This is a genomic window from Candidatus Acidulodesulfobacterium acidiphilum, assembly GCA_008534395.1.
GTDB classification, from domain to species: Bacteria; SZUA-79; SZUA-79; order Acidulodesulfobacterales; family Acidulodesulfobacteraceae; genus Acidulodesulfobacterium_A; species Acidulodesulfobacterium_A acidiphilum.
In genome coordinates this window covers 1-11,180 of sequence record SHMQ01000018.1, presented here as the reverse complement: position 1 = coordinate 11,180, position 11,180 = coordinate 1, and the positions used below count along the sequence as shown (strand labels likewise).

The 11,180-nt window shown below is 36.4% G+C and carries 12 protein-coding genes; all 12 read right to left on the bottom strand.

Annotated elements, in window-relative coordinates; all coding sequences use genetic code 11:
* Positions 1–59: 59 nt before the first annotated feature.
* A complete protein-coding gene (locus tag EVJ48_06985) occupies positions 60–1,205 on the bottom strand; it encodes a cysteine desulfurase (GenBank protein RZV38463.1) in 1,146 nt (381 codons plus the stop codon).
* Between the two features lie 123 nt (positions 1,206–1,328).
* Positions 1,329–1,553 (bottom strand): sulfurtransferase TusA family protein, encoded by a 225-nt coding sequence (locus EVJ48_06980; GenBank protein RZV38462.1) that lies wholly within the window; start codon positions 1,551–1,553, stop codon positions 1,329–1,331.
* 72 nt (positions 1,554–1,625) lie between these two features.
* Positions 1,626–2,072 carry a Fe-S cluster assembly scaffold protein NifU gene (gene nifU, locus EVJ48_06975; protein RZV38461.1) on the bottom strand — a complete coding sequence of 149 codons (447 nt, stop codon included), beginning with the start codon at positions 2,070–2,072 and terminating at the stop codon, positions 1,626–1,628.
* Between the two features lie 117 nt (positions 2,073–2,189).
* On the bottom strand, positions 2,190–3,044 hold the full coding sequence (locus EVJ48_06970) for a polyprenol monophosphomannose synthase (GenBank protein ID RZV38460.1): 855 nt from the start codon (positions 3,042–3,044) through the stop codon (positions 2,190–2,192).
* Between the two features lie 4 nt (positions 3,045–3,048).
* Complete coding sequence (locus EVJ48_06965; GenBank protein RZV38459.1) at positions 3,049–3,795, bottom strand: glycosyltransferase; 747 nt, start codon at positions 3,793–3,795, stop codon at positions 3,049–3,051.
* A gap of 63 nt (positions 3,796–3,858) precedes the next feature.
* Positions 3,859–4,926, bottom strand: a complete 1,068-nt coding sequence (locus EVJ48_06960; GenBank protein ID RZV38458.1) for a glycosyltransferase — start codon at positions 4,924–4,926, stop codon at positions 3,859–3,861.
* Positions 4,923–6,008 (bottom strand): flippase-like domain-containing protein, encoded by a 1,086-nt coding sequence (locus EVJ48_06955; protein RZV38457.1) that lies wholly within the window; start codon positions 6,006–6,008, stop codon positions 4,923–4,925. Before EVJ48_06955 ends, EVJ48_06960 begins: the two co-directional genes overlap by 4 nt.
* Positions 6,009–6,111: 103 nt before the next feature.
* Positions 6,112–6,585 (bottom strand): arginine decarboxylase, pyruvoyl-dependent, encoded by a 474-nt coding sequence (locus EVJ48_06950; GenBank protein RZV38456.1) that lies wholly within the window; start codon positions 6,583–6,585, stop codon positions 6,112–6,114.
* Positions 6,586–6,690: 105 nt separating this feature from the next.
* Entirely contained in the window at positions 6,691–7,569 is an 879-nt protein-coding gene (gene speB / locus EVJ48_06945) for an agmatinase (GenBank protein RZV38455.1), read from the bottom strand.
* 9 nt (positions 7,570–7,578) lie between these two features.
* Complete coding sequence (locus tag EVJ48_06940) at positions 7,579–8,442, bottom strand: polyamine aminopropyltransferase (GenBank protein ID RZV38454.1); 864 nt, start codon at positions 8,440–8,442, stop codon at positions 7,579–7,581.
* 263 nt (positions 8,443–8,705) lie between these two features.
* Positions 8,706–9,104, bottom strand: coding sequence for an HIT domain-containing protein (locus EVJ48_06935; GenBank protein RZV38453.1), 399 nt, complete (start codon positions 9,102–9,104; stop codon positions 8,706–8,708).
* Between the two features lie 583 nt (positions 9,105–9,687).
* Positions 9,688–11,025: a transcriptional regulator gene (locus tag EVJ48_06930; protein RZV38452.1), complete on the bottom strand. Its 1,338-nt coding sequence runs from the start codon at positions 11,023–11,025 to the stop codon at positions 9,688–9,690.
* Between the last annotated feature and the right edge of the window lie 155 nt (positions 11,026–11,180).

Here is an 11,180-nt window from a genome sequence, read left to right as displayed (position 1 = left end):
TACCGTGTGAAGGTAACACTCTACCCCTGAGTTACGCGCCCTGTTTATTATACAATATTTTACTTTTTATTCTGTCTCATAACTTCTTCGTAAAGAGGAGACATTTTCCTTAATTTTTCAACTACGGAGGGAAGTTCTTTTACGAAATATTGCGCATCTTCTATGGTATTGTCCTCGCCGAGGGATATTAAAAGAGAGCCTTGAGCAAGAGCGGCGTCGACTCCGATTGCGCTTAATACGTGCGAAGATTTTAATATTTTAGACGTGCATGCAGAACCGCTAGCGACCATAATCCCATTATTGTTGAGCCACATAAGCATCGACTCGCCCTCTATGTATTTTACGACAAAATTGAGATTGTTTGGAAGTCTTTTTTCCGGATGACCGTTTAAATAAACTTCGTCAAGGCTGTTAAGCACGCCTTCTTTGATGGTTTTTTGAATCGGCAGAAGATAAGACGTCCTGTCCTTCAGCTCTTTTTTGGCAAGTTCGCATGCGACTCCCGCTCCGGCAATGGCCGGCACGTTTTCTGTACCCGCCCTGCGGCCGAATTCCTGAATTCCCCCGTCTATAAGAGGCATTATGCGTATTCCTTTTTTAAGATAAAAAAGACCGACGCCTTTGGGTCCGTAAAATCTGTGCGGTGCGGCAGAAAGCATATCTACGCCGAGTTCCTTAACGTCGGTTTCGGTAAAACCGCATGAAGTATTTGCGTCTGTATGCATATACGCAGCGGAGTTCTCATGGACTATTTTTGAAATTTCCTTGATATCCTGAATAGTTCCTATCTCGTTAGATGCCTGTCCGATACTTACTAATATCGTATCTTTTCTTAAAGCGTTTTTAACTTCCTGCGGATCGACCGAACCGTATTTGTCGACGGGAACTTCGGTGAACTCGAAACCCAGTTTTGCTAAAGATTTAACGGAATTTAAAACGCTGAAATGTTCTATTTTAGAAACGACTATATGTTTGCCTTTATCCATTTTCGCGAAAGCCGTTCCTTTTATTGCAAGGTTGTTCGATTCGGAACCGCTCCCCGTAAATATGACTTCATTGCTTGAAGCATTTAAAAGTTCGGCGGCCTGCAGTCTGGCTTTAGATAATGCTTCCCTCGGTTCGTCGCCTAAGGTGTGAATGCTTTGAGGATTGCCGTATTCGGACATAAAGTAAGGCTCCATTGCATCTTTTACTTCCTGCCTCATTTTCGTAGCAGCAAAATGGTCGAAATTTATTATTTTCACTTTTGCCTCCAAATTTAAAAATATGCAGCAAACTATATTATTATTATATTATGATATTTTTTTATTTATATTATCTTATCGTCTTTATTTTTTAACATAAACTACGTATTCGGGCAAATTAATTTCGTAGGACAGAAATTCATGCCCTGTTTTTTTGCAGTAACTCTTTAAATCTTCTATGATACCTTCGTCGGACGCCGTGACTTTTAATACCGAACCGTCCGGTATTTTTTTAAACTCCTCGGCAACTTCCATAATCGGCATTGGACACATCAAACCGAAAGTATCGAGTTCGTAATCGTAATCCATAATTATTATACCACCCGTATATATAATATTACCTGACGCTTAAAATTTACAAACGGTTCCTATTTTTATGTTTTACGCCTGTTCAAGCAGGTCGTGTTCGTCTTCGTCGTGTTCCGGCGTTTCAACCCTGCCTATAGGTCCTTTGCCCTCTTTTCTGGCTTTATAATCTTCTATAGCAAGATGAAGCGCATCGGCGGCGAGATTTGAACAGTGCATCTTTACCGGAGGAAGCCCGTCCAAAGCTTCTGCTACGGCTTCATTGGATATTTTTTCGGCTTCTTCGAGAGTCTTGCCTTTTACCAATTCCGTTACCATGGAACTGGTTGCTATAGCCGCTCCGCAACCGAAAGTTTTAAATTTGACGTCTTCAATCTTGTCGTCCTTGACTTTAATATATATTTTCATTATATCGCCGCAAGTAGGATTTCCGAGTTCGCCTACGCCGTCGGCGTTTTCTATTTCTCCTACGTTTCTTGGATTCTGAAAGTGATCCATTACTTTTTCCGAATATACGGGCATAATATACCTCCGATTTATTTATAATTTATTTATATTTTATATTAATAATTTTAAATGTTTTTATTTATATATTGATTAAAACATACTTGACTAAATTAGTCAAGTATTATTTACGGACTATTTAAAAAGCCCGAGCCTAAGTTTTATGACTTTAAAAAAAGCTTCAAAAATAATGCCTTTAGACATTTTTGATTTTCCGTAGGTTCGTTCGTAAAAGATTATTGGGTATTCTTTAAAACTGCATTTGCCTTCTTTAATCATCCTGTATTTCATTTCTATCTGAAAAGCATAACCTCTCGAACTTATTCCGTCCAAATTTATTTTTTTCAGGCAGTTTACGTCGTACATATTAAAACCGCCGGTCAAATCGGTGATTTTAACGCCGGTAATAAATTTTGCATAAATATTTGCAAAATATGAAATTAATAGTCTTTTCATACTCCAGTTAATTACCCGTACTCCGCCGAAATAACGCGAACCGACTATCATCCCGCATTTTTCGGATTGCGCAAGGCTGATAAATCCGGCAATTTCTTCAGGATTGTGCGAAAAATCGCAATCTATGGTAACGACGTAGTCGTAACCGTTGTCTAAAGCAAAATTAAACGCCGCTACATAAGCCGTTCCAAGTCCGAGTTTTTTCTCGCGTTCTATAATAAAAACTCTTTCTTCGTTATTTACGGCATTGCTTGGAATTAAGTTCGTATTTTTATCTACGCTTTCGTTTATATTTATGTTTGGATTGACTTCAGCATTTGCGCTTAGCCGCTTGCGCGAACTAATATATTCTTTAACGATTTTTGCGGTGCCGTCTGGGGAATTGTCGTCTATTATTAAAACGTTAACGTCTAAAGGTAAGGTATTGGAATTGGTTGCAGTTTTTATCGTTTCGTTGATACTTAAAACGGAATTTAACATCCGGCTTATATTTTCTTTTTCGTTATAAGTCGGTATAGCTACTAATACTTTCATATAGTTATCTAACAACGTCGTAATGTTCCGGCGGTTTAAAAAAATATCCGCCCATCCATTCTATGGCGGTTTTGAAATATCCGTTAATTTCAAATCTTCTCATCGACGTAACGGCGCTTATATCTCCCAAATATTTAAAACTGCCGAATTTGTTTTTTACCGCTAAATTTATAAATTTAAGGTCTTCGCCTGCCTGCATCCTTTCGTCGAAACCGCCGACTTTTTTATAGACGTCCCTGTGACAGAATATTAAAGCCATAGAGGTTTTGGTTATTATATGGGCTATATTATTGCCGAACATAAAAATACGCGCTTTAAACGTATTAATATCGGGCAGGAGCTTAGACGTTCCGATAAAATCGGTCTGATTTTTAAAGTCGTCGAGTCTTTTTATAAAACCGTCGCTTAAAAGAGTGTCTGCGTCTAAAAACAAGAAAACGTCGCCGGCGGAAGCGGCTGCGCCTATGTTTCTCGCCTCCGATACTCCGCTGAAATTTCCGGATACAAGATTAACGCCGGCTTCTTTGTATTTTGAAACGACGCCCTCGGTATCGTCTTTGCCGTGAGTTACCACGACGGTCAATTCGCATAAAACTTTTCCGGAATTCTCTAAATTATCAGAACCGGTTAATTTTAAGCCGTTTTTTTCGTCTTTTTTCAAAAAAACGGTCCCGCTCTGGCTTAAAAGCCTTTCTATGGAAATTCCTATGTATTTTTCTTCTTCGTGAGCAGGTATTATTATAGAAACCATTTAGTTTGAAAATTTAAATTAAAAAATAAATTAAAATAATGCGAATATATATTTAAAATAAAACTAGTTAATGCCTATCGCCTTAAGAAATCTGCCGACGCTTTCGCCGGTTCTCCAAGGCGGCGTAAAACCTTTATATTTTAAAGCTTCTTCGGTATCAATGTCAATCTTTAATTTATTTTGCTTTACCGAATAATATAAGCCGGTCTTTTTCAAATGGCTTGCAAGATAAAGCTGTTCCGTCTGTCCGGGCGTAGGAATAAAAAAAGCTTTTTTTTCTATTTCCGCTACGTCCATAATAGTCGTGTAGCCCGATCTGGAAACAACCATTTTAGCCCTGTTCATAAGTTCGTCTCTTCTCTTTTTTTCGAGAAAAGAATACACTACGGCATTTTTGACGGTTTCTTTCGTAAACTTCCCCGGTTTTCCAAGCGAAACGGCTATATTGCCTTTGAGTAAGTCTATCTGCGAAAAAAGTTTTTCTTCTAGAATAGTTCTTGTAGGTTCAGGGCCTGAGATAGAAAAAAGATAGTCTATATCTTCGTCCGTCTGTATTTTTTCAAAGTCCGAAAGTATGCCTATATATTCAACTTTTTCTTTTTTAAAATATCTCAAATTATGGGATAAATCGCCTGAAAGGGAATTATCCTCATAATCCGGAACTATTATTTTTTCAAATTTATCCTGTAAAAAATGATTATAATATTCCGTAAACATCTCTGCGGGAAGAAGCCTTAAAGGTGCGATAAACCTGAGCTGATGAAACAGAAGATACGACGGCGCAAACTTGCAGTGGGAACCGAACCGAGAATCCGAAATTATAATATCTATTTTGTTTTCCTGCGCTATCTTGGCAACGTCTTTTTCTTCTTCTTTAATAAGTGCCAATATTTTAGGAGCAGTTTTAAGAAACCTGAATGCAAACCCTATTTTATCGGAATACGGCGAAGGATAAGGAACGGAAGGAATATATCTTGCGTTATTTCCTATTTCGGATTTAAGCAGTTCAAGGCTTCTTCCAGAAGTATAAATAATTACTTCATGACCGTCTTTTACGAGACGCCTTATAACGGGAAGCCCCCTCGTAGCATGACCGAGCCCCCAACTGCATAGAGAATATATTATTTTCAAACTGTCTCCTTTTCTTCTTCCTTTTTCTTAAAAAAATGAAAACCGTAATGAGGCACTAGAAAAAAAGATATAGCCAACATAAGTATATTAATAGCTCTCATTATCAAACTAAAAGCAAGTCCGACGTCTGAACCGAGTCCGAGCAAATCGAAAAGACCGACCTGCGAAAGTTCGTATGTTCCCGCCGAACCGGGCGCAAGAGGAAGAGCAAATACCAGCATGGATACTGAAAATACCAATAACGTTTTAGAAAATCCCATATTTACGCCAAGATAATGAACTAAAAGCCATATTTGAAATATAAGGACGGCAGTTTCTATAATGCTTAAAAAAAGACTTAAAAATAGATACTTTTTACCTTTAACGTAAAAAAGATGCAGTTCTTTTTCAAAATTATTTATATGTTTTAGTATTTTAAAAATTACTTTGTTTAATACCTTATATCTCGTCAAATATTTTAAAAATTTTGTAAAAAATCTGTTGTCTATTATCGGATTTATTAAAAAAATAAGGGTTACGACTCCTACGAATATCGCCGCAATTAACAGCAAATACCATATTTCCGGCGGCAGATAAAAGTACTTAAACCCTAATATAAGCCCAAGATAAATAAATAAAAGAAATATTGCAAATTCTATAACCTTTGCGGCAAGACCGGCGGAAAAACCCCTTTTAAAATCAAGCGACGTCTTTTTTTTAATCATCAGCGCCATTATGGCGTCTCCGCCTATAAAACCCGCAAAAATACCTGAAGGCGCTATATAATTCGCGCTGTATCCTATAAGCTTTATATTTAAAATATCTATTAAACCTATTTTAGAATCGTATACGTTTAAAGCGTTATTAAATGAAAGAGCCGACAAAAAAAGCGCAAGATAAGAAAGAAAAAATAAAATAATAAAATCGACATAATTCAGGCGGTCAATCATCTGAATTATATTTTTAGGACCTACTAAAACTACTAAAACGACGACAAATATTAAACCGAAAAACGTCGAAATTATAAAGGTTTTATTCACTGTTTTTTTTAAGGCGCGGACATATGCCGGCAACGCGCGTTCAAACAAACGCGAAGTGCCGATTTTGCCGCGCCTTAATCCCCCATTGTTTAATTATCTTAAGATGCTTAATCGAATATAATTAATCGACGAAAGAACAAAGCATTATGTATGCGAACTTATTATATCATATCAGTTTGGAATACCACATAGGAACCGAAGCAAATGCGCATCCAAAATTTTCTACGGTATGCTCCGAGCTTTTAGAAACTATCTCTTTAATTCCTATATTCCTGTGCTTCATTGCGTCTTCCGCCATCTTTCTAACGGTTTCCTCGGCATTTTTAGCTGAAGTTACGCCGGAAAATTCCATTATAACTCCGAATCCGTCTTCTACGGAAACGGCTATCGCCACAGCGGCGGCAATTGTTTCTCCTTTTTTATCGCTGGTAATAGCGCCGTATGCTATAGGAACCAACACTCCTCTCGGATATACTATTTTTTCTTTATAAACCGCTTTCGGCGGAAGAATAGAACTGAGTTTTATTAAATTGGTATTGCCGACTCCCGCTTTTAAAATGGCATTATCGAATGCCCCCAATTTTGAAGTTCCCTCCGACGTACCTGCCGCCAGAGTATATATATCGGGTGTTTCAAACACTGTTATTACCTCCGTTTTACTTGTTTGTTTAATAATGTATAATAATTTGCCTTATTTAATATTTATTGCTTAAATTTATTTGTCCGTTGATTTTTTATTTTTATTTCATTTTTTATTTTTAGCCATTCCGATAATTATTTCCCTCAAAAGTTTTGCCGCAATAGCCGAAGTCCTGTCCGAATTATCGGTAGGAGGACAAACTTCTACCACGTCCGCCCCTACTATATTTACATTTGATTCCGACAGCAGAAGGGATACGGAATCCAAAAGCTCTTTAGACGATATTCCGCCGGCTTCTATGTATCCGGTTCCAGGCGCAAACGCCGGGTCTAGAACGTCTATATCTATAGTAATATAAACGTCTTTATTAGACAAATTGCCCAAAACTTTTTTTAGAGGTTCGTAAACGTCGTTTTTATATATATGGCAATGTTTTTTAGCAAAATCGAATTCTTCTTTAGAGCCTGAACGAATTCCGAACTGATAAAGGTTGCCTTTTTTGATAATATCGTGAATAAGTTTTAGAACCGTGGCGTGCGAATATTTTTCGTTATTCCACTCTTCCCTTAAATCGGTATGGGCGTCAAACTGCAGAACCACTAAATCTTTATATTTTTCGGCATACTCTTTTACTACCGGATAAGTAATCAAATGGTCGCCTCCGATACTTACTATTTTTTTTCCGTCGGATAGAATTCCTTTTGCAGTTTCTCCTATAAATTTAATGCTTTTATCGGTATTGCCCCATGGCAGAACTATATCTCCCGCGTCATAAAACTTTTCGTCTATGAAATCGTCAAAAAAAGGACTGTAATTTTCTAACGTATAAGACAACTCCCTTACTCTTTTAGGAGCAAACCTTGAACCGGGAATATTGCTTGCGGTATAATCCATAGGAACGCCGAGAAGAATTAAGTCTGACTTTTCATAAGAATCCGCCGAATTAAAAAATGAAGAAGTTTTCGATAAGTTGGTTTCTATCATATAATTTTTTTATTTTAATATCTCCTTTATAAAGTTAGGTAAAATGAAAGAGGCGGAATGTATTTCGCGGGAATAGTATTTTAAATCAGTCTCAAGACCCGCAAAATCAAAATTATCGTAACTTTCGTTTATAACTTTAGTATCATATTTTTTGGAGCCTGCCGTAAAACTCCATAAACCGCTGGGATAAACCGGTATAGAAGCCAGATAAAGCGATGATTTTTCATAAATTTCCCTTATAATTTTTCCTACGTCTTTAATTAAATTTTTATTAAAAAATGGAGATTCCGTCTGCGCCGCAAATATTCCGTCGGTTTTCAGAGAACCGGAAGCAGCTTCGTAAAAATCGCGCCTAAACAACCCTTCAGCCGGACCGACGGGGTCGGTAGAATCTATAAGTATAACATCGTACTTTTCGTCTTCCCTGCCGCCGGAATTAACTCTTTTTACAAATGCTATTCCGTCTTCCGCCAGTATTCTTACCCTTTTGTCGTCAAGTTTGCAGGCGATTTCAGGAAAAAATTTTTTGGAAACGTCGATTACTTTTTTATCTATTTCAACAAGGTCTATGTGTTTAACGAAAGGATTTTTGAGGCATTCCCTGACTACGCCGCCGTCGCCGCCGCCTATTATAAGAATTCTTTCAGGTTTTTTATGCGAAAATAAAGGGACAAGACCAAGCATTTCATGATATACAAACTCGTTTTTATCCGAAAACATAACCGCCTTATCTAAAACAAGCACCCTGCCAAATTCCAAAGTATCGTAAACCGCAATCTCCTGATAATCCGAAAATTCATGAAACAATATAGATTCAACCCTAATTTTTATTCCAAAATTGCCGGTCTGATTCTCAAAAAACCAAGTTTCCATTAATTTTTCCCATTTGTTTTAATGTTTCAAGTTTTATTATTTTAATATTTTTTTAAAATTCTAAAATTAATCGGATTAATTTAATAAAAAGCTTTAAAACATAAATCATAAAGTATCATAAAGCGTAAAACTGCAAAGTTGCAAAGCTTTTATATTTTATTAAGCTAAATTTAAATTAATCAAGCTAATATAATCCAGATAATATAATGCACTTAATATAATCCAACTTATAAAAATTAACCACGATTAACGATTAACGTAGATTAACCCGGAGGCCAGCCGAATCCTCTGCCCGCCAAAAAATGAACATGCAAATGGTTGACGGTCTGACCGCCGTCTTCTTTGGTATTAATAACCGTCCTGAAACCTTTATTCTCAACGTTGAATTTCTTGGCAAGCGAGGTTAATATCCCAAAAAGTTCACTGCCTAATCGGTCTTCCATGTCGCCGTTATCGGCGGTAATGCCGCTTTTATCGGCTCCGTCTTTACATTCGACATCTAAAACGCTGTCGTAGTGCGACTTGGAGATTATCAAAAGATGTATAGGGGCTATCGGATTTATATCTTTTATTACTACAAAATCTTCGGTTTCTTCGATTATTTCTGCAGGTATCCGTTTATTCGCTATTTTGCAAAAAATGCAGTTCTCTTTAAATTTCATAATTTTTTATTATAAATAATTTATGAAATTTAAACAATAAAATTTTATGAAAAGAATTTATAATATTTTAAACCCAAATCCAGACCACGGCAAAATATAGTTAAAAATAGCAAATTTTAGTTAAGATAAGATATTGAAATGTTAAAATTGCTTTCAATGCAGTATTAATCAAGGTTTTTAATGGAGCGGGCAACGGGGCGGAGTTCGAACCAGCAACACCAAGCTTTAGATAAAGGGGAGATTTATTTATTTTATAATATTCTAAACCCACACCACGGCAAATACAGACGTGAGCATGAAAAGAAATAAATCAGATACTTTTTTGATACACGTTCAGATTAATCTATCATACTTGGTTTTAGTCCCTATAACATCGTTCTTTAAATCCACGTCGTCCCATTTTAAAGATTAAGAGTTTCGTCGAGCTTCGTTATTTATTATAAAGAAGTAGAATATCTGCAAACCATAAAGCCCTATGTTTAAGCCCTGATGTAAAGATGTTAAGGTATTAAACTTTCAGCAAAATGTCCGATAAATGTCCGATAAATGTCCGATAAATGTCCGATAAATGTCCGATAACGAATTATTTTAGGTTTATCGGCTTATACATTCTTAGCTTCTTAGCGCCGGTCGCTTTCAGGACATTCTTGTCCACAAGTTCCCGCAAATCTCTGTAAAGGGTTTTTCTTGAAACATCCGGCATTATGCCTTCGAGGGAAGATAAATTTGCGCTTTTATTTTCTTTTATGTAAAAGGCTAATTTTATCTGCCTCTGATTTAATCCTAATTTTTTTAAATTATCTTCGGAATAAAAATCCGTTTTCTTATAAAAATATACTGAAAAGCCGCCGAATTCTTCTTTAAATTCCGGTTCAGGCAGTCCGGCTTTTTTACATTCTTCGATTATTTTAACCGTTCCTCTTCCCCATGTTTCTATTAAACCGGCTTTAAAAAATACGTCGGCGATTAATTCGTTTCGCGGTTTTGAGGCATGAGATTTTTTTAAATCGTCGATTTTCATTCCCGAAGGAAGTCCGCCTTCATTCCATAAAACTAATCTATCCGGATATACCTTTATCTGTGTATGCGCCCCGACATAATCTCTATGCACGACGGCATTGGTTACCGCTTCCCTCAATGCTTCTTCGGGATATTCAAGGGTTTCGTTTCTGTATAGGCCTTTATAGCCTATCACAGAAACGAGATACTTAGATTTTAATAATTCTAAGGTCTTTTCTACCTGCTCAAAAAGATTGCCCAAAATATCATCGGAACTTATAACGTCAGTATCCGATAAAAATTTGCCGACTTTTATATATGCTCCGGTAAAATATTTTTTTGGATTTTTGCCGAACAGTAAAATCCCCGCCCGCTTTAATTTGCCGTCCTCTATTAAATTTAATTTTTCGAGAAGCACATGATTATCCTTTTCCTGCTTTATTAAGGATAACCTTTTAGCCGCACTTCTTTTAAACATTTCAACGGTTTCAGCGTTAATATCGTCGCCGGAACTGTTTGATTCTATATATTCTTCCCAATCTTTTCCTGATTTAGAAAGCATAAATTTAGTAAGTTCTTTTCCTTTTAATTCCTGATTAGTACTGCCGCTTCTTATATAAAATTTTCCATGATACGATACCGGCGCATATGAATAATCAGTTTTTATGGTTATAATCTCTTTATTCTGTTTTCTCGACAGCTTAATATCGGGAACTATTCCCAAAATATCGTTTATTTTATTGGGTAAATCTTCGAGGAGCTTTTTAGAATTTTTAATGCCTACGACATTACCGTCGTTATCTATGCCGACTATAAGCCGCCCGCCTTCGGTATTCGCAAAGGCGCATAGGGACTTTAGGTTTTCATCCCGCCAGCTTTCTTTGAATTCGACTGTTTGCGATTCGGCTTTATTTGGACACATTCTTGTTATCCTTGGTTAATTTAACAAGTATTAATATGTATTTTTATTCTTTAATTAAAATATAAACAAAAAAATATATCTACCACCTTTCGAATACCGCCCCGAATTCTATTATCTTTTCTTTTACTCTTTTTATTATCTCTATTCTTTTTTTA

What these genes read in the sequence shown, in the direction of transcription:
- EVJ48_06980 (RZV38462.1), bottom strand. Translation starts at nt 1,553, where the DNA reads ATGGATTACGATTACGAACTCGATACTTTCGGTTTGATGTGTCCAATG.
- EVJ48_06970 (RZV38460.1), bottom strand. Translation starts at nt 3,044, where the DNA reads ATGAAAGTATTAGTAGCTATACCGACTTATAACGAAAAAGAAAATATA.
- EVJ48_06985 (RZV38463.1), bottom strand. Translation starts at nt 1,205, where the DNA reads ATGAGGCAGGAAGTAAAAGATGCAATGGAGCCTTACTTTATGTCCGAA.
- EVJ48_06930 (RZV38452.1), bottom strand. Translation starts at nt 11,025, where the DNA reads ATGTGTCCAAATAAAGCCGAATCGCAAACAGTCGAATTCAAAGAAAGC.
- EVJ48_06940 (RZV38454.1), bottom strand. Translation starts at nt 8,442, where the DNA reads ATGGAAACTTGGTTTTTTGAGAATCAGACCGGCAATTTTGGAATAAAA.
- EVJ48_06935 (RZV38453.1), bottom strand. Translation starts at nt 9,104, where the DNA reads ATGAAATTTAAAGAGAACTGCATTTTTTGCAAAATAGCGAATAAACGG.
- EVJ48_06965 (RZV38459.1), bottom strand. Translation starts at nt 3,795, where the DNA reads ATGGTTTCTATAATAATACCTGCTCACGAAGAAGAAAAATACATAGGA.
- speB (RZV38455.1), bottom strand. Translation starts at nt 7,569, where the DNA reads ATGATAGAAACCAACTTATCGAAAACTTCTTCATTTTTTAATTCGGCG.
- nifU (RZV38461.1), bottom strand. Translation starts at nt 2,072, where the DNA reads ATGCCCGTATATTCGGAAAAAGTAATGGATCACTTTCAGAATCCAAGA.